Source organism: Dehalococcoidia bacterium (genome assembly GCA_021295915.1).
Lineage (GTDB): Bacteria > Chloroflexota > Dehalococcoidia > Lucifugimonadales > UBA1123 > VXRN01.
The window spans coordinates 1-22,555 of sequence record JAGWBK010000010.1; the positions used below are offsets into that span (position 1 = coordinate 1).

General features: G+C 56.5%; 22 protein-coding genes. 13 read left to right on the plus strand and 9 right to left on the minus strand.

Going from position 1 to position 22,555, the window contains the following annotated elements; translation table 11 throughout:
• Positions 1-5: 5 nt before the first annotated feature.
• Positions 6-926: a PAS domain-containing protein gene (locus J4G14_04525; protein MCE2457059.1), complete on the minus strand. Its 921-nt coding sequence runs from the start codon at positions 924-926 to the stop codon at positions 6-8.
• A 123-nt stretch (positions 927-1,049) separates the two neighbouring features.
• Complete coding sequence (locus J4G14_04530; protein MCE2457060.1) at positions 1,050-1,421, minus strand: hypothetical protein; 372 nt, start codon at positions 1,419-1,421, stop codon at positions 1,050-1,052.
• 706 nt (positions 1,422-2,127) lie between these two features.
• Between J4G14_04530 and J4G14_04535 the strand changes: the two genes are divergently transcribed.
• Positions 2,128-2,439 carry a hypothetical protein gene (locus J4G14_04535; GenBank protein ID MCE2457061.1) on the plus strand — a complete coding sequence of 104 codons (312 nt, stop codon included), beginning with the start codon at positions 2,128-2,130 and terminating at the stop codon, positions 2,437-2,439.
• 57 nt (positions 2,440-2,496) lie between these two features.
• Positions 2,497-3,336: an amidohydrolase gene (locus J4G14_04540; protein ID MCE2457062.1), complete on the plus strand. Its 840-nt coding sequence runs from the start codon at positions 2,497-2,499 to the stop codon at positions 3,334-3,336.
• A 33-nt stretch (positions 3,337-3,369) separates the two neighbouring features.
• Here the strand turns inward: J4G14_04540 and argF are convergent, their stop codons facing one another.
• From argF to J4G14_04555, 3 genes are all read right to left on the minus strand, one after another.
• The gene (argF, locus tag J4G14_04545; GenBank protein MCE2457063.1) at positions 3,370-4,284 is read right to left on the minus strand and encodes an ornithine carbamoyltransferase; all 915 of its coding nucleotides are present in this window, start codon (positions 4,282-4,284) and stop codon (positions 3,370-3,372) included.
• A 102-nt stretch (positions 4,285-4,386) separates the two neighbouring features.
• Entirely contained in the window at positions 4,387-5,133 is a 747-nt protein-coding gene (gene trmD, locus J4G14_04550) for a tRNA (guanosine(37)-N1)-methyltransferase TrmD (protein MCE2457064.1), read from the minus strand.
• Between the two features lie 10 nt (positions 5,134-5,143).
• Entirely contained in the window at positions 5,144-5,644 is a 501-nt protein-coding gene (locus tag J4G14_04555; GenBank protein ID MCE2457065.1) for a MogA/MoaB family molybdenum cofactor biosynthesis protein, read from the minus strand.
• A 324-nt stretch (positions 5,645-5,968) separates the two neighbouring features.
• Here J4G14_04555 and rsmH point away from each other — a divergent pair, with 324 nt between their 5' ends.
• The 8 genes from rsmH to J4G14_04595 all read left to right on the plus strand — a co-directional run bounded on the left by rsmH (position 5,969) and on the right by J4G14_04595 (position 15,243).
• Positions 5,969-6,916: a 16S rRNA (cytosine(1402)-N(4))-methyltransferase RsmH gene (gene rsmH / locus J4G14_04560; protein ID MCE2457066.1), complete on the plus strand. Its 948-nt coding sequence runs from the start codon at positions 5,969-5,971 to the stop codon at positions 6,914-6,916.
• Between the two features lie 80 nt (positions 6,917-6,996).
• A complete protein-coding gene (gene ftsA, locus J4G14_04565) occupies positions 6,997-8,247 on the plus strand; it encodes a cell division protein FtsA (GenBank protein ID MCE2457067.1) in 1,251 nt (416 codons plus the stop codon).
• Between the two features lie 34 nt (positions 8,248-8,281).
• Positions 8,282-9,367 carry a cell division protein FtsZ gene (gene ftsZ, locus J4G14_04570; protein ID MCE2457068.1) on the plus strand — a complete coding sequence of 362 codons (1,086 nt, stop codon included), beginning with the start codon at positions 8,282-8,284 and terminating at the stop codon, positions 9,365-9,367.
• 391 nt (positions 9,368-9,758) lie between these two features.
• Complete coding sequence (nrdR, locus tag J4G14_04575) at positions 9,759-10,325, plus strand: transcriptional regulator NrdR (GenBank protein ID MCE2457069.1); 567 nt, start codon at positions 9,759-9,761, stop codon at positions 10,323-10,325.
• A gap of 150 nt (positions 10,326-10,475) precedes the next feature.
• A complete protein-coding gene (locus J4G14_04580; GenBank protein ID MCE2457070.1) occupies positions 10,476-12,974 on the plus strand; it encodes an adenosylcobalamin-dependent ribonucleoside-diphosphate reductase in 2,499 nt (832 codons plus the stop codon).
• Between the two features lie 144 nt (positions 12,975-13,118).
• Complete coding sequence (gene pdxA, locus J4G14_04585) at positions 13,119-14,123, plus strand: 4-hydroxythreonine-4-phosphate dehydrogenase PdxA (protein MCE2457071.1); 1,005 nt, start codon at positions 13,119-13,121, stop codon at positions 14,121-14,123.
• 52 nt (positions 14,124-14,175) lie between these two features.
• Positions 14,176-14,976 (plus strand): pyrroline-5-carboxylate reductase, encoded by an 801-nt coding sequence (proC, locus tag J4G14_04590; GenBank protein MCE2457072.1) that lies wholly within the window; start codon positions 14,176-14,178, stop codon positions 14,974-14,976.
• Positions 14,977-14,979: 3 nt separating this feature from the next.
• Positions 14,980-15,243 carry a YggT family protein gene (locus tag J4G14_04595; GenBank protein ID MCE2457073.1) on the plus strand — a complete coding sequence of 88 codons (264 nt, stop codon included), beginning with the start codon at positions 14,980-14,982 and terminating at the stop codon, positions 15,241-15,243.
• Positions 15,244-15,278: 35 nt separating this feature from the next.
• On the opposite strand, the gene J4G14_04600 is transcribed toward J4G14_04595, so the two are convergent.
• The 4 genes from J4G14_04600 to J4G14_04615 are packed head-to-tail and all read right to left on the minus strand — an operon-like array spanning position 15,279 to position 18,087.
• On the minus strand, positions 15,279-16,037 hold the full coding sequence (locus J4G14_04600) for an SDR family oxidoreductase (GenBank protein ID MCE2457074.1): 759 nt from the start codon (positions 16,035-16,037) through the stop codon (positions 15,279-15,281).
• A 33-nt stretch (positions 16,038-16,070) separates the two neighbouring features.
• Positions 16,071-16,877, minus strand: coding sequence for an SDR family oxidoreductase (locus J4G14_04605; GenBank protein MCE2457075.1), 807 nt, complete (start codon positions 16,875-16,877; stop codon positions 16,071-16,073).
• A 40-nt stretch (positions 16,878-16,917) separates the two neighbouring features.
• Positions 16,918-17,694, minus strand: coding sequence for a biotin--[acetyl-CoA-carboxylase] ligase (locus J4G14_04610; GenBank protein MCE2457076.1), 777 nt, complete (start codon positions 17,692-17,694; stop codon positions 16,918-16,920).
• 6 nt (positions 17,695-17,700) lie between these two features.
• A complete protein-coding gene (locus J4G14_04615) occupies positions 17,701-18,087 on the minus strand; it encodes a nitroreductase family deazaflavin-dependent oxidoreductase (GenBank protein ID MCE2457077.1) in 387 nt (128 codons plus the stop codon).
• 167 nt (positions 18,088-18,254) lie between these two features.
• On the opposite strand from J4G14_04615, the gene J4G14_04620 reads away from it, so the two are divergent.
• Genes J4G14_04620 through J4G14_04630 form a run of 3 tightly spaced genes read left to right on the plus strand, consistent with a single transcriptional unit; the run spans position 18,255 to position 22,442 of the window.
• The gene (locus J4G14_04620) at positions 18,255-18,581 is read left to right on the plus strand and encodes an NIPSNAP family protein (protein ID MCE2457078.1); all 327 of its coding nucleotides are present in this window, start codon (positions 18,255-18,257) and stop codon (positions 18,579-18,581) included.
• 1 nt (position 18,582) lies between these two features.
• Positions 18,583-20,640, plus strand: coding sequence for a hydantoinase/oxoprolinase family protein (locus tag J4G14_04625; GenBank protein ID MCE2457079.1), 2,058 nt, complete (start codon positions 18,583-18,585; stop codon positions 20,638-20,640).
• Positions 20,641-20,663: 23 nt separating this feature from the next.
• Positions 20,664-22,442, plus strand: coding sequence for a hydantoinase B/oxoprolinase family protein (locus J4G14_04630; protein ID MCE2457080.1), 1,779 nt, complete (start codon positions 20,664-20,666; stop codon positions 22,440-22,442).
• The last annotated feature ends 113 nt before the right edge of the window (positions 22,443-22,555 follow it).

The following is a 22,555-nucleotide window of genomic DNA, read 5'->3' on the forward strand; positions in this document are numbered from 1 at the left end:
AATCGTCAGACAGATAACGAGTCAGACCGGCAAAAGTAGTTGGCGCTAAACCGGCAAGAATAGTTGACGTTGATCAGGTACCGGGCAGCGTTGGACAGCAGATTGATCATGACCTGGACTATGCGTCGCCTGTCTGCCATGACCGGAGGCAGGTCCGATGGAAGCTCAATCCGAAAGTCGTTGCCTCCGCCCGAAGTCCGAAATGTGCCTCTGGCTTCATCGATCAACACTGCTACTTCAGATGGAACTGGCGAGATCGACAGGCTTCCCGCTTCGATACGGGCTACATCGAGCAGGTCGGTAATCAGGCTGCTCATGCGGTCAGCCTCCTGCTCTATGATCCGGAAGAACAGATCAAGCTCGGCAGGATCGAGTGAGGCCCACGACCCTGCCAGGGTTGCTGCCGAGCCCTTGATGGAGCTAAGTGGGGCGCGCAACTCATGGCTAACTGTGCCGAGGAACTCAGCTTTTAGACGCTCCACTTCCTGCAGCGGGGTCATGTCCTGGAGTGTTACGACATATGACTCGACCTCGCCATCTTGCGAACGTATCGGGGTAGCGTTAACGAGAGTTGTGACACTCTCGCCGTCCGGCACGCTGATGACGATCTCTTCTGCCCGTACCATCTCAGCGTCCCTAAGCATCGTCGTCAGCGGCAACTCCTTAAAGGCATCATCTTCGCTGCCCGCACGCCGAATTGTCAGGATCCGGAGAACCTCTTCGGGAGTGAACTCGGGGGAGGCAAGCTTGGAGCTAATCCTTCTCGTCTCGCGATTAACGTAGGTTGGGATGCCCGTCTGAGACTCAAATACCAGCACACCGACTGGGACGGTGTCGACCAATGCTTCCAGATCGCTGCGGGCTCGCTGTTCGTCTCGGTAGAGTCGGGCGTTTTCTATTACAAGGGCCGACTGGGAGGCGAACATCACGATGGTCTCCTCGTCCTCAGAAGTAAACCCCTCGCCTGATGCCTTGTCGCCTAGGTAAATGACGCCGGTTAGGTTCCCCAAGTATGTGATAGGGGCAATCAGGAAGGGGAAGGGCGTACTCTACTGCACGGTCGACTGGAACACAGGCAAGCCCAGTTCCCTTATGAAGGTCTGGAAGTCCCGAACTCTCACGGCATGAGAGAGTCCACTAATTCGCTGGAAGAGCCTCTTGCCGTCCTCCATCTCCCACAACTGCGCTGCCTGTTCAGATGTCAATCCGGAAGCCAGGCAGTCCTGGACCTGCTGCTCTTCATCCAGGAGCAGAATAACGCCATAGACGGCTCCGGTCAGAGCGCAGGCGCTATCCAGGACACCCTGGAGGACTCGGTCAAGGTTGAGGCTTTCGTTGATCCGAAGGCTGGCCTCGCTAAGCCGCGAAAGGCGCTCTCTCAGCGCCTCGATTTCCACGTCACGTTCGTCGGCAATCGGCATTTTCCCACCTCATTGGACAAGGACTCAAAGGTCCCCCAAGGATTGGTACTATTGCGATTCCAGCGAGTCTCAGGCCAACTATACCACAAAAGACACTAAATTATACAGATTTCGTTACATTAACTCGCATTTCTTAAACGTTATTTATACGAAATCGGTGATAGCATTCTTCGCGTTGTGAGCCAACTCGTCACATCTACAAGCCCGATTGCATGAGTCGCCTGTGCGAAGGACTTCTTCACTCCTGACTTTCATGGTGGAGCCTTCGCACGCCCCTCGGAGGAACGTGCACGTTGCAGAGCCATCGTCCATTCAGCAGCAGTGAATCCTATGTAGTCCCCGATAACTTTCCTCTACGTTTAGAGCAGTTCAAAGAGGCATCTGGCCTTTCATGGGCGGAAATGAATCGCCGCGTTGGGACCCATCCACAGACCATGAGACGCTGGAGGAAGAGTCAGACGCACCCCAGCACTCGTCACATGTTTGCGCTCTTGGATCTCGCCGACAGTCTGGGACTGGCGTACCTGTTCACCGACTGATACGGTGGCCATTCAAGTTGGCAAGTTGGCTCGACTGTTGCTCACTCTCGAATTGTTTGCAGATATCTGTGGACGAGTTCAGAAATAGCGAAAATTTCTCGCTAAATTGCATTCACAATCTCGCGGCTTTATGATGCCTTCCAATTTCAACAATTGGGAGTAGTTTAGTGCCAACATTTGAAATAGTACCTCTGAATGAAGCCCAACTGGAGCTTACGCTTTCTGGCAAACGCGGCGTGGTTCTGCGCGAATACGTCGATATTCTGAGAAAACTTGAGCCTGGTCAAGCAGGCAAAGTGACGGCAAACGAAGGTGAAACTACGGCAGGAATTCGCAGAAGACTGGCAACCGCTGCGGGCCTGCTGGGCAAGACTTTGGAACTTAACCGGCAGGACAATGTCGTCTATTTCTGGGAAGAGGGCGACGGTGCAGCTCCGATTCGCAGGCGCAGGAGATCGAGTTCTGAGGCAAGTGAATAGCAAGAATAGAGTACAATTGCGTCTTACTATTAACATTTGTCTGGAGGAATTCCCTCAATGCGCGCTATCGATATGCACGTCCATGTACCCAGGCAGCCCGGCCTGCCGGACATGGTCATAGAAGAGAGCTTGAGAAGCTTTTTTGGACTTACTGACCCACCGCGCAAAGCCGAGGAATTGGCTGATAGGTACAGAGAGTGGGACATATTTGGAGTTGTGTTTTCAGTTGATGCACAGACTTCGACAGGTGATCAACCTGACACGAATGACTACGTTGCTGCACTTGTTAAGGGGCATCCAGAGCAGTTCGTGGGTTTTGCCACAGTAGATCCTTGGAAGGACCGTTGGGCAGTTAACGAGCTGGAGCGTGCAGTTAAGGAACTCGGGCTTAAGGGTCTCAAGCTCCATCCCATCCACCAGGCATTCTTCCCAGGCGACTCTCGCTTTTACCCGCTATACGAGAAGTGCGAAGAGCTAGGGGTGCCACTTCTGCTTCACTCTGGATTCGCCGCGGCGGGCGTAGGAATGCCCGGCGGCGGGGGTATGAAGCTCAAGTACGCTGCGCCAATCCCGCACGTCGACGACATCGCCGCAGACTTCCCCGGTCTGACGATCATAATGGCGCACCCTGCCTGGCCTTGGGTAGAGGAGCAGATTGCTGTCGCGCTTCACAAGCCGAACGTGTATCTCGATCTTTCAGGATGGGCACCGAGATACATCCCGCAAGCACTGATCGACGAAACAAACACCCGTCTTCAAGATAAGGTGCTGTTCGGTTCGGACTTCCCCTATCTGCCTCCAGACAGATGGCTCTCAGGCTTCGACCAGTTGGACATACGGGACGAAGTACGACGAAAGGTACTTCTTGACAACGCGAAGAAAGTACTCAACCTATAGGAATTGGCGTTAGGGGCCACGGAGTGGGCAGAGTTACCCTGACAGCAGTTCCGCCAGTATCGCCTTTTGTGCATGCAGTCGGTTTTCGGCTTGATGGAAGACTATTGACTGGGGATGGTCCAGCATATGGACGTCGATTTCCTCACCCCTGTGTGCCGGCATGTCGTGCATGAAGACTGCCGACTTGTCGGCTCGCTCCATGAGGTCGCCAGTCACACGATAGGTAGAGAACACTTCCCGCCTTTCATCGGCTTCCGCCTCGTCACCCATGCTGATCCATACGTCGGTATAGACGACGTCGGCTCCCTCGACTGCAGCCTCCGGCGACTCTGTCCACTGCAAAATGGTCTCAACCTCAGCAGAGCGCCGTTCCGCAATGCTCCAAGCGACCTCCGGAACTTTGTACTCCGGGGGAGAGGCAACGGTGAAATTGGCCCCGACTGACGCACAGGCTATTGCGAGACTAGAGGCAATGTTGTTCCCATCACCTACGTAGGCAACGTTCAATCCGGAGAGGTCACCCTTGTGCTCAGTCATGCTCAGCAGGTCGCCAACAGCCTGGCAGGGGTGGGCAAGGTCCGACAATGCATTCACGACAGGTATAGACGAGTATTCAGCAAGAATCTCCAGGTGTCGATGCGAAAACACCCTGGCAATTATCACGTCCACCAGTCTGTCGAGTACGCGCGCAACATCCTCTGCAGGCTCTCGCGTACCCATTCCCACGTCGGCGCCGCTCAAGTAGATGCAGGTACCACCCATCTGCTTGACGCCAACCTCGAAGCTAACTCTAGTCCTCAGCGAGGGCTTTTCGAATAAGAGCACGGCAACTTTTCCGTCCATTGCGCGAGGAGTCCCGCCCTCTTTCATCTCGCGAGCCTTGCGGACCATCTGCCCGACCTCTTCGGACTCCAAGTCTGCCAGCCAGAGAAAGTCCTTTCCTCTCATATGCATACCTCTCAGGTTGATGGGGGATTATAGCGCAGCCAACGAATTGGATACTAACCGAACGGCCTGAAACAGGCTTCAAAAGGACGCATTTTGCCTGTTCTACGCGCGGCGTAGGGCTTGTAGATATAGCTTGTCATCCTCGGAAAGATGATCTGGACCAAGTTGCTCCAATAGGTCGGGTCTGCGTTCATAGGTACGCCTGAGAGCTTCCCGTCGCTGCCATCGGGCTACTTCGGCGTGGTGGCCGGAGAGTAGAACTTCGGGGACGTCCATGCTCCGAAAACTTGCCGGCCTCGTGTACAACGGGTGTTGCAACAGCCCTGTAGTGAACGAGTCGTTGGCGGGGGACTCCGGCGACCCTACGACTCCGGGTACCAACCGTGACACTGCTTCGATCACGACCATCGCTGCAACCTCCCCACCAGCTAGAACGTAGTCTCCGATGCTCAGCTCATCGGTTGCCAGGTGCTGCCGCACTCGCTCGTCAAAACCCTCGTAACGTCCGCAGATAAGCAGGATGTCGTCCTGTTCCGCAAGTTCTTCGGCAGCCAACTGATTGAAGACTCTCCCCTGTGGTGTGAGCAGGATTACCGGTGCCGCATCACTGATGCCCTTGGACTCTCTGACCTTCTCTACCGCCTCGAACAGGGGCTCAGGTTTCATGACCATCCCAGGACCACCACTATATGGGTAGTCGTCAACTGTTGAATGGCGGTCGTGAGTAAAGTCCCTAATGTTGTGCAGCCCCACGGAGAGGATTTCCCGATCTATGGCGCGGGACAGTATGCCGTAGCTCAGAGCCCCTTCGAACATCTCGGGGAATAGGGTGAGGACGTGGAAACGCATCATGGAAGATTTATGGATCAGCGTGCGTACGCCATCCCCTGATCATTTCGAGTGCGTGAGGTATTGACGTTAAGGCGACTTCTAGGGTCTCGCGCACGCCGGTAGGACTGCCAGGTAGATTCACGATCAGGCAGCCGTTGCGAACGCCCACAACCCCGCGACTTAGCATCGCGAAGGGAGTGTTCTTTAACGTCTCCATGCGCATCGCCTCTGCTATTCCTGGTGCCTCGATGTCGATAACTTCTCGTGTCGCCTCTGGAGTGACATCCCTTGGGCCGAGTCCAGTTCCGCCGGTCGTAACCACCACATCCGCATCGGCTGAGTCGCACCATTCGCTTAGGCGTGCACTTATCTGGTCGACCTCGTCGGGAACAATGGTGCGGCGGACCTGCGAAAATCCAGCTTCAGTCATCAGCTCGACTATTACGTCGCCGCTCGAGTCTTCGCGCTCACCCTTGGAACCGGCGTCGCTGATTGTCAATACGGCGAATTTGAACGAATTCTCTGACATTTTCGGTACTCATTTCAAAGAACACTATAATAGTCCCCAATAGGCCTTGCGCATCCGTTGGAATCGATAGGAAACTGATCGTGTCACTTGAAGAGAGCCGTTCAATAGGTGCGGCGCTTCAAGTCTGAGAGTTACGAATCCGATGCTATGTTAACATGGTGGAGGATAAGGTTTCGTGCTCTCTTTAGGCGGGGCAGCGTGGAGAGGATGAGGCATTCCGGCGCGTGTAGTCTGTCCCGCGTAAATTGGCCGACTTAATTGCCGGTAAAACGGGTAGGGAACTAGCACACTCGCGGACACACCAATCCGCAGGACCAAAGTGACATGGCCGGTCTTGCAGCCGAAACGGATACTCCTTCGACCCACTTGCCAGTAATGGTGCCTGAGGTCATGATGGCTCTTCCTCCCACACCAGGAGGGTCATTCATTGACTGCAACCTTGGCGACGGTGGACACGCAGAAGCAATTCTCAGATCAATTCCCGGAGCCCAGCTCCTGGGTATCGACTTGGACCTTGATGCGCTCAAGAGAGCCAACGAACGACTGAGAATGTGGTCTGACAGACTTACTATTGTCCATGGGAACTTTGCCGAGGTCGCAGAAATTGGGGAAAAGAAATTCCCCAAAGGCTGCTCCGGCATTCTATTCGACTTGGGAGTTTCTTCGGCCCAGCTCGATACAGCAGAACGGGGCTTCAGCTTCAGGTTCGACGCTGAACTTGACATGAGATTCGACCCTGCCAGCGAGTTGACTGCGTATCACATTGTTAACAACTGGCCTCAGGTGCAGTTGGAGCAAATCATCAGCTCCCTCGGTGAAGAACCTCGGGCCCGAAGAGTGGCACGTGGGATAGTAGCCAATCGTCGGATTGAGAGCACCCTGGAACTGGCCGACATTGTTACGAAGTCACTTCACTGGCCCGTTGAAAGTCGAAACCACCCTGCCACACGCACCTTTCAGGCCCTGCGAATGGCGGTCAACTCTGAAATGAAGAACCTGGAAATGGGTCTCGCAGGGGCCGTCAAGGCATTGAGTCGAGGTGGAAGGCTCGCAGTAATCAGCTATCACTCGGTGGAAGATCGTTTAGTCAAGAACTTTCTTCGCGACGCTGCTTCCTCGTGCAAGTGCCCACCACTCTTGCCAGAGTGCCAGTGTGACAGCACCCCTATTCTCAGAGCGGTCAACACACGGGTGATAAAACCGAGTATCACTGAGGTTCGCAGCAATCCTCGCGCGCGAAGCGCCCGGATGCGCGTCGCACAGAAGATCTAGGGCAGGGGGAAGAGTGCTTATTTCCTGGTGGGGCGAGCACGTAATGCAAGTCAGTTGGGGAACTTTCTGGAGAACACGGCATGACGCAAGACCCTAATGTTTTGGTGGCGGTCGATGTGGGCACAACGAAAGTGTGCACCATCGTCGCTCGCCGGGTTGGCGACGAGCAGTTCCATGTGGTCTCTTTCAGCGTCGTTCCATCGCGTGGTCTCGCCAGGGGAGTCGTCACTGACATGCCCGACGCAGCTGAGGCGGTTCGCGCATGCATCCAAGACGCTGCACGACAGGCTGCTTTGACTGTCAGAACGGCATACGTTGGCGTTACTGGTTCGCATGTTTCATTCGACAGCCGTTCGGACCTGATCGGCTGGGCTGCGTCGAAAGGGGTAATCACGCGAGACGACCTTGACAGGGTCCCGTTCGCAGTCGCGAAAGCAGGAGCCAGGCCCGGCCGGCAGATAATTCATGCCCTCCCGAGAAACTACACTTTAGATGGTCAGAGCGGAATCAAGGACCCTCTCGGCATGCACACGCGTAAGCTCGAAGTTGAGAGTCACGTGGTGTCAGCTGAGGTATCCTTGGTACAGAGCCTGACAGGCGCCGTAGAGAGGTCGGGACTTGAGGTAGAGGCGCTGGTCCTCGAACCGGTCGCGAGTGCCGAGGCCGTCTTGACAGAACGCGAGCGTTACCAGGGAGTGGTCCTGGTTGATATTGGTGGTGGAACGTCGGACCTGATCGTCTTCGACAGAGGCGCCATTGAGTTAACTGCGATTCTTCCCGTGGGTGGATTCCAGTTCACGAACGACATCTGCGTCACCTATGGGACAGATTACGCGGCGGCCGAGGCAGCCAAGCTGGAGCATGGCCACACCGATACGTCAATCTTCGGTGCCGCCGATGAGATCATCCTGCCAGTACCTGGTCGTGTCAGGCAGCGCAGAGTAGCGCTACAAGAGCTTTCCCAACTCATGCGAGAGCGGGCAGTTGAGCTCGCAAGGATGATTCGATTGAAGATGACGGAGGCTGGAATACAGGATCCGGGCTCTGCTAATGTCGTACTTACTGGAGGTAGCTCCCAGCTGCCAGGAATCGACGATTTGTTCAAGCGCCAACTCACTCCGAAACTACGCATTGGCGGCGCCAATTCCAGCCTGGATGTACCTGAGGCTCTGCGAGCCCCCGAGTTCGCGACAAGCGTCGGGTTATTGCGCTGGGCGCTGAGGCAGCCGAGCGGCAAAGTGGGCGTGGAGGACGAACCAACTGAACGTAGGAATGAAGTTCCCGAGCGGACCTTCAGTTCAAGGCTACGCAAGTGGCTTTCACCAAGGTAATGACCATTAGCACACCAGATATGGGGGGAACAGAATGACATCCTTTCGGGGCGAGCAAGAGAATATTGCCCGCATTAAGGTTGTGGGTGTAGGCGGCGGTGGATCCAATGCTGTCTCGAGAATGTTCAGGGAGCGGATCCCAGGCGTTGACTACATGGTGGTCAACACCGACTCCCAGGCACTCGTCCGCAGTGACGTTCCGATGAAAGTCAGAATTGGCGATCAGCTCACTCAGGGTAAGGGTGTCGGAGGTATGCCTGAGCTTGGAGCCAAGTCTGCAGAGGAGAGCCGGGAAGACCTCTACGAGGTCATACGCGACTCCGATATGGTCTTCATTGCCGCTGGAATGGGTGGAGGCACCGGTACCGGCGCCGCTCCGACCCTCGCTCAGATAGCGAAGGAGACGGGCGCACTTACAGTCGCGGTCGTCACCAAGCCCTTCGAATTCGAGGGCCTGCGCCGGATGAAAGTGGCTGATGAAGGCATTGGAAGACTTGCAGATTACGTTGATACGCTGCTGGTGATTCCCAACGAGCGTCTTCACGTGATCGCCGAGGACGAGATTACTGCCGAGAACGCCTTTAAGATGGCAGACGACGTTCTCAGAATGGGCGTACAGTCAATCGCCGAACTCGTAACAGTTGCCGGCGACATCAACGTGGACTTTGCTGACGTCAACGCCATTATGCGGGACGCTGGTCCAGCGTGGATGTCCATCGGCTGGGGTATGGGCGAGCACCGTGCACGAGAGGCGGCTCAGCACGCCATAACCAACCCGCTGCTCGACGTCTCGATAGAAGGCGCTCGCGGCATCCTCTTCAACATCACCGGTGGCAGCGATCTCAAGCTGAACGAGCTGCATGAGGCGGCCGAAGTGATCAAGCGCGTGGTCGATCCCGACGCGAATATCATCTTCGGCATGGTCACCGATCTCAAGATGGAGAATGAGATCAAGCTAACGATCATCGCCACCGGGTTCCCGACTGAGAACACCATCGATGAACGCGAGGCACAGATAGATCGGATGCTGTCGGAAGCCTTGGAGAGCGGTGGCGAGCGCGATCTCGACCTCCCGCCATTCCTGCGAAGGTACTCGCGAGCACGCAACAGCGGACTCTAAACGACTCAACAGTAACTGCAATTGAGGCCGGGAGCATGCGGGCAGCGCTCCCGGCCTCTACTTTTTTGGGACCTGCTGACCATGAAGTCCGGCAATCCCCCCATTCTTGTTTCTACAAGATAGAACGGGAGGGATTCATGGCCCTGGTGGAGGGAACGGCCCGCGTGACCAGCTCCGCAGGCGCCATCACGCTCCGATTGCCTCTCCGTGTCGCGGTAAATCGGGCTTTTCGCACTGCCCTGCACTCCAGATAGCGGGTATCTTAATCGCCCTCAAAGTGTGGGAAAAGTCATTTGACAAACCCCACATATAGTGTAAACTTACACACCTAACCCAATAAGTTGTGGTTTTCTGTACTTTTCCTAGAATTGTATAAGAAAGAGAAAAGGCGATGCGCTGCCCCTATTGCGGCCATTCAGATTCCAGGGTGATTGATTCTCGTGATGCTGGCGACGGGATACGGCGCCGACGTGAATGCGTGGAATGCGAGAGGCGTTATACCACGTATGAATACATACAGATGCGATCAATCATGGTTGCCAAGAGAGATGGTCGCAGGGAGGAATTCCAGCGCGAAAAGCTCTTCTCCAGTTTGAGTAAGGCCTGTGCCAAAAGACCTCTGCCAGTCGGCAGCATAGATAAGCTCGTGGACGAAATCGAGCGACAACTCACGGAGTCTGGACGCGCCGAATTCTCTTCTCGCGCCATCGGGGAGGCAGTCATGACAAAGCTTGCTGAACTGGACCGTGTGGCGTGGGTCAGGTTCGCCAGTGTCTATAGGGACTTCAGAGATATTGAGTCCTTCAAAGAGGCGATCGATGCCCTGCTGGAACCTGAAACAACAGACTACAAGGATCATCCAGGCCAATTCAGCCTGATCGACGAGGATTCTATCCCACCCCTGCGAAACGGGCGACGCACGAGGCGTACCCAACGTCCAGTAGTTGGTTCCCAGTAGGGAACAGACGGCGACAAAAGCGAACTCTATCCCGCTTGCCTCAGAATAAATGTTCGTTCTATTATGTTCTTGTGAGCTACGCGTTACATCAGAATGAAATCCATATCCCACAGAGTCAATCCATAGAAATTCTTATCAGGAGACACGGCAATGTACGTGGACCAAGAGAAGAGCGGGTCAAAGCACGAAGAGCCTCGCGTGGATCTCGTCAGCGAAGTAGAGAGACTACTTGAAGGAGTGTCCGGCGAACTACGAAGCCGGATAGTCCAATCGCTCGCTGAGCAATCGAATTCCGAGACGCATGCACCAGCGGCGCAGGACGGGCTTGCACTTTCTGAGAATGCGCGCGTCATCCTCGAACAGCGCTACCTTCGGAAGGACGAGGATGGTAACCCGACCGAAACCGCCGCCGAGCTATTCCGACGGGTCGCGCTGGCCGTCTCTCAGGGCGAGAATGAGCCAGTGCAGACCATCTGGGAAAACAGGTTCTTTGACCTGCTCGCTTCTCTGAAGTTCCTGCCGAACTCACCAACGCTTGTTAACGCAGGTACGGGAAGAGGCTGCCTCTCTGCGTGTTTCGTGGTCACGCCAGAAGACAACATGGAATCGATCATGGACGTTGCGCACGACGCCGCAATGATCGAGAAGTGGGGAGGAGGAATCGGCTTTGGCTTCTCCAAGCTCCGTCCCCGCAACGACATGATTAAGACTACTCACGGCCACGCATGTGGACCAATCGCAGTCATGAAGTTGTACTCGTCGGTTGGCGCGACGTTGACACAGGGGGCCTTCAGGCTCGGCGCGCATATGGGACAGCTCCGTGACTCCCACCCAGATATTCGGGAGTTCATTACCTGCAAGGACGACGACGACACGCTGCAGAACTTCAACATCTCGGTGCAGATAACAGACGCATTCATGCAGGCAGTCAGAGATGACGCCGAGTGGGATCTAGTTAACCCCAGAGACGAGGGCAGTGGTCCCACTGATGTAGTAGTAGAGACCATCCGTGCCCGCGACCTGTGGGATGAGATTTCGCAGTCGGCCTGGAAGACTGGTGACCCCGGCGTGGTCTTCATGGACCGCGTCTGGGAAACGGCTCCGAATCCCCAGATGGGAAGGATCGAGACCTCCAATCCATGTGGTGAAGAGTTCCTGGAAAACTACGGCAACTGCTGTCTTGGCTCCATAAACCTGGACGGGCATGTGGTTGATGGACACTTCGACTGGAAGTTGCTAGAGGATACGGTCAGGACCTCCGTTCGATTCCTAGACGACGTCATCAATGTGAACACGTTCCCGCTTCCCAAGCTGCGGGAAGTCAATCTGGCCACCCGCCGGATTGGCCTTGGGGTGATGGGTTGGGCCGATGCCCTGGTCAGGATGAACATTCCATACGATTCACAGGAGGGGCTTGACCTCGCCGACGAACTGGGCGGCTTCATCCAAAAAATAGCCTGGGACGAGTCTGCTAATTTGGCGCGCGAGCGAGGACCTTTCCCCGAATACGAAAGGTCTGCGCTTAAGGACAGGGGTCTTCCTCCGGTTCGGAACTCCAGCATCGTTACAATTGCCCCGACTGGGACCATCAGCCGGCTCGCAGGCTGCTCGAGCGGGATAGAGCCCCACTTCGCCTTGGCCTGGTGGTCGAACGTACTCTGGAAGGACCATGAGGGTAGCAGCTCGAGGCTTCTCGATGCGCCCGTGTCGATTTCAGAATCACTCCGGGCAGAACTGGGTAGCGATGCCCGGGTCAGGCAGGTGCTGGAAGAGATCACCGATAACCCTGAAGGGGCAGAGAGTATCCTGAAGGAGCACGGGCTTAATCCGGCGATCTACCGGACGTCGATGGCGATTAGCCCTGAAGCTCACGTCCGGATGCAGGCTGCGTGGCAGAAACACGTCACCAACTCTGTATCCAAGACGATCAACCTGCCCAATAGCGCTACGATTGACGATGTGCGGGAGGCCTACGAGCTCGCATGGGAGACTGGGTGCAAGGCTGTAACCGTATATCGCGATGGATCGAAGTCGATGCAGGTACTGGAGACGAGGTCCGATTCCACGGATACAGGTGAGGCAATCGTCGAACAGGCAAGAATGCTGGTACCTAGAGAACGACCTACTTCCGTAGCTGGCGTGACCGATCGCGTCCGCACGGGCCACGGCAACATGTACGTCACAATAACCTTCGACGAAGAATCCAAGCCCTTTGAGGTCTTTACAACGCTCGGCAAGGCTGGCGGATGCGACTCCGCTAACCTCGAAGCCGTATCCCGGCTGGTGTCTCTTGCCCTGCGATCAGGGATTGATCCTGACCAAATTGTGGCGCACCTGCAGGGCATAACTTGCTGCCCTGCCTGGGACGGCGGGACTTTGATCCGTTCGGCGCCAGACGCCATGGCTCACACGCTGGTCAATCACATTCATGCCGGACACCGGGCCGTGGCAGGTCCGTCTGAGGAACAGCAGCCGACGGTCGTTCAACCGGGGCTGTTCCCATCTACTCGCCGGTCAAATGTACCTTCGAACGGAAATGGGCACTCACGGGCGCCCTCAGGAGCGCGCTGCCCCAAGTGTTCCGGCAGGCTAATCCCGCAGGAAGGATGTCTCAACTGTCTCGACTGCGGCTACAGCAAGTGCGAGTAACTTCCTGTCTCTGAAGTCCCCTCTACTGGCTGTAGAGGGGACAGCCTCCTCTCCTCTCCATTCCTGGTTAACATCATCCTCCGTCGGCGGCCAAGCAATGTATAATGCTTAAGGAATGCATTTCAGCCGCGGAGGCAATTCTTCATGAACCAGCGCCCCCTGGTCGCTATTACGATGGGCGACGCAGCAGGAATCGGAGCAGAGGTTACTGCCAAGGCACTTCAGGATCCCTGGGTCTATGAGAAGTGCAGGCCCTTCGTAGTTGGGAATGCGGGCTCTATGAATGCGGCCCTCGACCTGATTGGCAGCGGCGGGCGCGCTCGTGTCGTGCATGACCTGGAGGACGTTCTGGGGCAGCATGGAGAAGTCGACGTTCTGGATCTGGAGAACCTGGACTACGACAGCATCGAATATGGCGCCGTCTCTCCGGTCGCAGGTAAAGCCTCGGTCGAGTGGATCCTGAAGGCTGGTGAACTCGCTGCTTCTGGAAAGGTCGCTGCAATTACAACCGCCCCGATCAACAAAGTGGCGTGCAGCCTTGCAGGCCACAAAGACATTGGCCACATGGAGATCTTCCAGAGCCAGACGCAGGCGTCCAATGTTGCCACAATGCTGATGGCGGGGACTCTCCGCGTGGTGCATCTGACTACTCACCGATCGCTGAGAGTGGCTTGCGACTACGTAACTATCGACAACGTTCTGGGCAAGATCGAGTTGACGGACCAGTGCTTCAGGGAGTGGGGATTCGACAGTCCCCGCATTGGAGTCGCGGCCTTGAATCCACATGCCTCAGATGGCGGACTCATAGGCACGGAAGAGGCTGAGCAGATTGAGCCGGCTGTTGCGCAAGCCCAAGAGAAGGGCATCGACGCGACGGGCCCAATCCCGGCCGATACGGTTTTCAACCAGGCCATTGACGGTAAATACGACGCCGTCATCGCCATGTATCACGACCAGGGACACATCCCGATCAAGGTGCATGACTGGGCCAGGAGCGTGAGCGTTAACCTTGGCCTGCCGTTCGTTCGAACTTCGGTCGACCATGGTACGGCCTTTGACATCGCTGGTAAGGGCATTGCGGACGCCAAGAGCATGCTGGAGTCAATCCGAGTTGCAGTCTCACTTGCCAGCGACTCTATCCTTCCATAGGTCACCTTCCGCCTGACTCTCTTCCTAACTCAATTACACTAAGGACACTGACATGAAAATCGCATTTGTGGGCGGCGGAGTGATGGCCGAGGCGATCATAAGTGGAATCGTCGGAGCCGAGGTAGCGTCGCCCTCAGACATCTGTGTTGGGGAGCCAAGCGAGACTCGCCGCGGTCACCTGGAAGAGGCCTACTCCATTCAGACGACCCCGGACAATCTCGAAGCTATTAATGGCGCGAGTCTCACAGTACTCGCCATCAAGCCTCAGACTCTCCCCTACGTTTACCCTCAACTCAGGGACGGCCTGACCCAGGACAACACGGTGGTGTCTATCGTCGCCGGGGCGACCATGAGCAACCTCACTTCTGGCCTTGGTCATGCTCCTATCATCCGGGTAATGCCAAATACGCCGGCCCAAATCGGAGCTGGCATGACGATGTGGATTGCCTCGGACGCCGTTCCCAGAGAAACTGTGGAAACGGCCCGGTCTATAGTGCAGACCCTCGGCAAAGAGATATACACAAGCGACGAGAAGATGATTGACATGGCAACCGCCCTAAGTGCGAGCGGACCGGCCTACGTCTTCCTGTTTATCGAGTCGCTGATCGATGCCGGAGTGTACCTGGGGCTCTCTCGCGAGGTGTCATGGCAGCTTGCCATACAGACCATCCTGGGAAGTACCCAGCTAGTCCAGGACACAGGCATTCACCCAGCCGAACTCAAGGACATGGTCACGTCCCCAGGCGGTACGACCATAGAGGCGCTCAGAGCATTCGAAGAGGGAGGCTTTAGGGCGCTCGTCTTCAGTGCGGTAGACGCCGCCTATGAGAAGTCCAAGGCGCTCGGCGGCTAGCCCATGAACCAATTCCTGATCCAGTTTGTAAACATCCTCGTCCCAGTGCTGTATGTCTCGATACTGGCCAGGGTGATTGTGTCGTGGATCCCCATCAGCGAGGACAGCCCATTCGCACCAATCGTGAGGGCGATCTACCAGATTACTGAACCGATTCTTGGGCCGATTCGCCGCCTCATTCCCGGACTGGGGATGTTCGACCTCTCGCCCATGATCGCCATAATCCTGCTCATGGTGATCCAGAGGATATTGGTAGCCGCTCTGTAAGTGTGCTGACTTTCTGTTCTGGGCGATAAACCGCCCTATGCGTGCGCCAGTGCGCCTCCGTCTATGAAGAAGGTCTGGCCGGTAACAAATCCGCACGCGTCTGACGACAGGTAGACCAACAGAGAAGCGAGGTCGTTCGGATGCCCCTTGCGCCTGGAAGGCAGGTATCTTACCAGCAGCTCGCGCTGGTATTCCTCTGAGGGTTCGCTTGTCGACATCCATCCTGCGCCGATGCCGTTGACCCTGATGCCTTCTCGTCCCCATTCCAGAGCGAGCGACGTCGTGATCTGGTGAATCGCCCCCTGCGCTGCACAGGCCGCAACAGAGTTCCACAATCCACGCTGTGAGAGTGCGGTTCCAACATTAACTATCCGACCGCTGCGCTGCTTTAGCATGCGCCTTCCAACGGCCTGACACGTCAAGTACATGGACTTCACGTTGAAGTCCATCAGCATGGACCACTCGTTCTCGGTTACGTGCTCGAAGCGCTTTCCGAACTCGGCGCTCGCATTGTTCACCAGTATGTCCACACCACCAAGCTCGTCCTCTGCCCTGAAGACCATGGCCTCCACGCTGACTCTGTCTGTCAGGTCAGTAGTGATGGCAATTGCTGTGCCACCCTGGGATGTCACTGCATCTGCTGAGTCTGACATATCCGACCCGTCAGAACCGGCTACGGCAACTGAAGCACCAGCTTCGGCTAGCGCAGACGCCAGGAAGGGTGTCCACCCCCTACGGTCAGCAGTGATTATCGCTTTCTTTCCAGTCAGGTCCCACTCACTTGGGATACTCATTTTCCCCTCGAATTCTGTATAGAGTTATCAGACTCAGATGACCAGCGGGATCTCGGGTGCATGTCCCGTGGGTGCTGCACCGCCTGCGAGACCTCCCCCGTCTATGATGAACGATTCGCCATTCATGTAATCCGAAGCGCCGGATGCGAGGAAGACTGCAACGGCTCCCATCTCGTAGGGATGTCCCACTCGGCCAACAGGTATGAACTCACCCCTGGGCAGAGTAAGCCGCGACTCGTCTGTGCCTACAGTTGGTATGAAGCCAGGCACGATGCAGGTGCTCGTTATTCCGTATCTGCCCAGACTCGTTGCAAGCACACGAGTAAGATTAACGATTCCTCCCTTGCCGACGCAGTACATGTAGTTGTCCCTCCCGCCTCGGTATCCGAACCCGGAGGACACGTTGATGATCTTTCCGCCCCCACGCTCCACCATGTGCTTGGCGATTGCACGGGCACAATAGAACGCACTCGACATGTTGACATCGATGCCTACTTGCCAGTCGTCGTCAGTGATTTCCCAGATCGGGATCGCGCCCTGGCCCCGAACGATCCCAGCGTTATTCAGCAGCACATCTACTTTGCCAAGCTCGTCAATTGCTGAATCCATCAGTTTCTTGACCTGGGCGGTGTCGGTCACGTCTGCTGAGATCGCTACGGCCTTTCGACCAAGGGACCTCGCCTCCTCAGCGACTTCTTCAATAGGCCCGGGCCGGCGGGCTGCAATGACGATGTCGGCTCCTGCCCGGGCCATCGCCAGAGTCATTTCCCTGCCTAGTCCTGTGCCACCACCTGTGATGACAACCCCTTTGCCTTCAAGGCTGAGTTTCTCTGAGAGCATGGTCTGTCTCCGATCTATTCTCGTTTATGAGTGAGCCGAATTATACTTGCGTTGTAACTTCTCCCGCTATGGCACGGGCACGCGAGCCGTCACGTTGAAGCACGACGAGATTGCCATTCTCATCCACCGACTCTGCAAGACCCTCAATCGTCCTGTCCCGCCATCTGAGCTGGACCTGTTTGCCGATCGTCTCCAGGCTCTCAGCCCACAGTTTCGTGAGGGACTCTCCCGCGACGACCCGTCCGTACCAGTCTTCCAGATTGCGTAGGACTGTGAGGAGGACTTCGCTCCTGTCAAAAGTCCGGCCCGTGGCAGTTCGCAGGCTGGTGGCTGTCTCTGAGATCTCGGGATAGGCGGCTACGTCAAGATTGACATTTAGGCCGATCCCGACGAGTGCGTGCTCCAGCTTCCCACCTTCGAATTCAGTCTCGATGAGAATTCCACTTAACTTTCGCCCTCCAATACGTACATCGTTCGGCCACTTGACCGCGGTTGGCAGCCCCGTCGAGTGTGAGACGGTCCGGTGGATCGCAAGAGTTGCTGCCATGTTCATGTAGGTCAACTGCTCGGGAGCCGGACGAAGAAGTACGGTGAAATACAGGTTGAGGCCGGGAGGGGAGACCCACGTTCGATCGAACCGGCCACGACCGCGCCCCTGTTGTTCCGCTATGACCACAGTACCTTCGGGCTCGCCATTTCGGGCCATTGCCCTGGCTACGTCCATGGTGGAACCGGTTTCAATGTGGTAGCTGATGCGGTGGCCAATTGCAGAGTCAGCCATCGCAGCTTCTATTAGTTCGATATCCAGAAGCTCCACGATCTGTTAGCCGGTCGTCGGAATAAGCTCGACCAGCTTACTTCCCTCCACCCATGGCTCAATGTTCAGTCCCTGTCCCTGCCTGAACGCGGACTGGACAGCCAGGCGAGTAAAGACATCCCTTCGCTCGTCTTCACCAGTGATAGGACGAGCATTCACAGCAATGTCCGCCTTGACTTCATCCTTCAGATGCAGCGTTACGTCCCGGTTGGCGTAGAGGTTTGCGTACCAGCTTCGTGGCCCCGGGGAGGCAGCCAGATACAGCTGGCCCTCCATCAGGTGGCACCAGATCTCAATACGTCTGGGTTGTCCTGAACTTCGTCCAATGGTCGTAATGTCCACGACCATGTCTATGGAGAGGGCGTTCCTTACTGAGGGTTCCAAGTTCTGCAATATCAACCTCCACTGCAGGGGTTGGAGCGGTTCGACAGGGCTCAATCTTCTCACACAGGTTTCAGTGGTACAACTGAGTTGTCCCCGGCCGAGGGCTGTTGCGTTGAACTCGAACCAGCCCACTGCTACCATCTGACCGATTCGAATTGGTAAGCAGGAGGAAGTCGATGATCTACGAATATCGCGTGTACGAAGCAGCCCCAGGCAAGATGGAAGCCCTGAACGCTAGGTTCCGAAACCACACTCTTGGAATCTTTGAGCGTCACGGGATCAAGAACATCGGTTACTGGACATCGGCGGTTGGAGATTACTCGGACCGACTGATCTACATCATCGCTTTTGAAGACGAAGGCCATCGCGAGCGAGCTTGGGCTGCGTTCCGAGCTGACCCTGAATGGAACAAAGTACGTTCAGAGTCAGAAGTTGATGGTGCTCTGACCGCTAGGGTTTTCAACACGCTCCTAAGCCCAACTGACTACTCACCGCTACAGTAAATTGTCGCAGTACCATGTAGCTGTCGACATAGGCGGCACGTTCACTGACGTTGTCGTCCAGGACACAGATGCCGGCGAGCTCTGGACGGTCAAGACCCCGACGACACCGTCGGATTTCGCCGAAGGCTTTATGACCGGAGTTCGCCTGGGACTTTCTCAGGCGGACGCCGCGGCCGGCGAAGTGCTCAGGCTTTTCCATGGAGCGACGATCGCGACAAACGCCGTAATCGAGCGGCGACCCGCAACGGTCGGCCTTTTGACCACCAAGGGGTTCAAGTACGTCCTCGAAATCGGTCGGCATGACATCCCTCGTGGCAACAACATCTACGCATGGATGAAGCCCGAACGTCCGGTACCGCCGAATCGCATCTTCGAAGTCTCTGAGAGGCTGGACCGCACTGGCAGCGTACTGACCAGCCTGAGCGAAGATGATTGTCGGACAGCGGCAAAAGCCCTGCATGAATTGCAGGTTGAAGCGGTCGCGGTCTGCTTTCTCTACTCTTACGCCAATGACGCCCACGAGCAACGAGCCGCTGAAATCCTTCGCGAGGAGTTGGACGGTATTCCGATCTCCCTTTCGAGCGAAGTGCTTCCCCAGTTCCGCGAATTCGAGCGCACAATCGCCACAACGCTGAACGCCTATGTAATGCCGCAGGTGTCACGGTATCTGACAGGTCTTGAGTCGGCGGCCAATCGCGACGGCATGAACGCGCCCCTGTTCATCATGAAATCGAACGGCGGTGTGACAAGCGCAGACCTCGCCGCGCGGCAGGCTATCCATACCGTCCTGTCAGGGCCAGTTGCCGGCGTCATGGGGGCGACTCGGGTCTCAGACGATGCGGGCTACCCTGGCTTCATATCAGTTGATGTCGGCGGGACCAGTGCGGACATCTGCCTTGTAAGGGACGGTCGTCCAGATGTCACTGTGGAGCGCAGCATAGGCGGCTTGCCTTTACAGCTACCTATGCTGGACATCGCCACAATTGGCGCCGGAGGGGGCAGCATCGCCCGCGTCTCGGCAACTGGCGGACTCGCGGTCGGCCCTGAAAGCGCAGGTGCCGATCCAGGCCCTGCGTGCTACGGGCAGGGCGGCGCAGAGCCTACTGTCACCGACGCCCGATTGGTGTTAGGTCACCTGCCGCAGCACTTGCTGGGCGGAGAGATGCACATCGACCCGGAACTGGCGCGTGCTGCAATTCTGAGCAGAGTTGCTGAGCCCCTTGGTCTCACAATCGATGACGCGGCAGCAGGCATCGTCGAAGTCGCTGATAACAACATGGCAGGCGCGATGCGTACGGTGTCGGTTGGCAGAGGGCTTGACCCAAAGGACTTCGCGCTAGTCGCATTCGGAGGTGCGGGACCGCTCCATGCCTGTTCCCTGGCGTCGTTGCTGGGTATGGACACGATCGTCGTTCCGCCCACGCCTGGCGTGCTTTCGACATACGGACTGCTGTTCACCGACCTCCGCAATGACTACGTGCAGACGTATCTCCAATCGGGAGAGCCGTCCGTGGCGGATGTATCCTCAGCGTATTCTCAGCTTGAGTCACAGGCTGCCAACTGGCTCGACAGAGAGGGCGTTCCCTCACACGCACAGCAGGTTACCCGCTCCGCGGATCTGAGATATCAACACCAGGGATGGGAGATTACAGTTGACGTGCCAGATGGGGATGTCAGCCAGCAGACACTCGCGGACATGGTTACAAATTTCCACGGGCTTCACGAAAGGCTGTACACATACAATCTTCCGCACCAGACCGTGGAGCTCGTCAACCTGAGAGTTACAGCACTCGGCAGTCTGCCAAGACCGACCTCAGAACCGGTCACCGCGCAGACTGTATCAAGTCCGGCGCCGACCTCTCAGAGGAAAGCCAGGCTTTCCCGCCGAGAAGGTTACGTCGATGTCCCAGTCTACGGGCGGGACCAATTGGTCGCAGGTGTTCGGATCGAGGGTCCAGCGATAGTGGAACAGCGCGATACAACATCCCTGATAGCTGACGGCTACGTCTCGGTAACCGACGGCTATGGCAATCTGATTATTCGCCCTAAGGACAACTGAAACCCACCTGTGAGGAACAGCTAATGTCTGTCGATCCGATCACACTTGAGATAGTGCGCGGCGCCGTCAGTTCCATCATCCGACAGATGGAGGCCCTGATAGAGCGAACGGCGATGTCTCCGGTCATTAAAGAGAAGATGGACTACTTCGTGGGCGTCTATGACCTTGATGGCCGCGTCGTTGATGGGTTTCTTTCGACCTCAGGACCTCGCATAGTGGACCCTGTGCTTGAAGAGTATCCACTTGAAGACATGCGGCCCGGCGACCTCTACTGGTACAACGACCCGCACAGGTCGAAGGGTGCAATACAGCATACGGGCGACATGTGCTTCACGTCACCCGTCTTCCATGATGACCGTCCCGTCGGCTTTGCGGTCAGCTACGGTCACTTCTGGGACATCGGTGGGAGTGTCGCAGGCAGCCTCTCACCTCACGCCTCCGAGATCTTCCACGAGGGGATGCTGGTCCCTCCGATCAGGATAATGCGCAAAGGTGAGATCAACCGAGAGGCCTACGCGGTCATCCTGAATAACAGCAGGTTCCCAGAGATGCTTGAAGGCGACACCCGCGCGCTGATGGCAGCATGCCGGCTCGCTGAGGATCGCGTAGCGGAACTGATGGACCGCTACAACCAGGAGGTTATATTGGAGGCGTTCGATGAGATCGTGCAGCGCAGCATCGACGCTTACAGAGACTTCGCCCGCGAAGTAATTCCTGAGGGAGAGCACCACTTCTTCGATTACGTGGACCGCGATCCGGTGGACGATGATCCAAGGCTTGTCGACGTCAAGCTGCTTAACCAGGAGGGCCGACTTGTAGCCGACCTGACTGGCAGTGGTCCACAGGCAAGAGGCCCAGTCAACTTCATCACGAGTCCGGGTGCGTTCAACCTCATACTTGCGCGACATCTCAGCTACATGAATCCAGGCCTTCCACTCAACGAGGGTGCCGTGGCCTTTCTGGACGAGGTGCGAACCGAGCCCGGGACGATAACCTACCCGAGTTTTCCGGCCCCTGTCGGGCTCAGGAGTCACACGGTCATTCGACTCATGGACATTATGGGTGGCGTACTTGCTCAGGCTAACGAAGGGCAGGGCCCCGCTGCCTCGCCGATCTACGTCATATACAATCTCCGCACTGTTAATGACGACGGACAGTATCTCTACTTCAGTGAAGGCATCGGCTCCGGTCAAGGAGCGCGTCCGACAGGGGATGGCCTAAACGTCATCTACTTCCGGGACCAACGCAACTACCCGCTAGAGTTTGAAGAAGGCGAGTTCCCTCTCCGCGTCGAGCAGTACGCGATCAGGCCAGACTCCGGAGGGCCTGGCCTCTATCGCGGAGGGTTTGGCGTTATTCGAGACGTCCGCGTGCTTGTCGACTGTACTATGAGCACGCGTATGGACAACGTGAGGTTCCCCTGCTTTGGACTCAATGGCGGGCGTGCTGGACAGCCCGGCCGATTCGTCCTGAATCCCGGCACACCTGATGAGCGAGAGGTCTCGCCTGCAGGTGAGGGAATCCAGGTAAGGGCAGGCGACCTTCTGAGGGCTGAGACCGGTGGCGGTGGCGGTTGGGGACACCCCTTCGATCGCGACCCACGAGTTGTCGCGAACGACGTTCTTGGAGGCTTCGTAACGAGAGCAGCCGCCGAATCGAGCTACGGAGTAGTCCTGACTACCAGTATGGAACTCGACAGGGAACAAACCGAGGCGCTCAGGTCACGGAATCGGCCAGATATTGAGGACGTTGATAGGGGACACCACGCCGCCGAGTGGCTGGCCCGTATGGGAACAGCTTAAGGCTCCATAGTTTGAAGGGACTCCATGGGTGCTCTCCGATCTTTGTCCCTTACAAAAGCGCACCTGAGTTTGACACCAACGTCTTCGATTCTTACCATGGAATTGGTGTGACA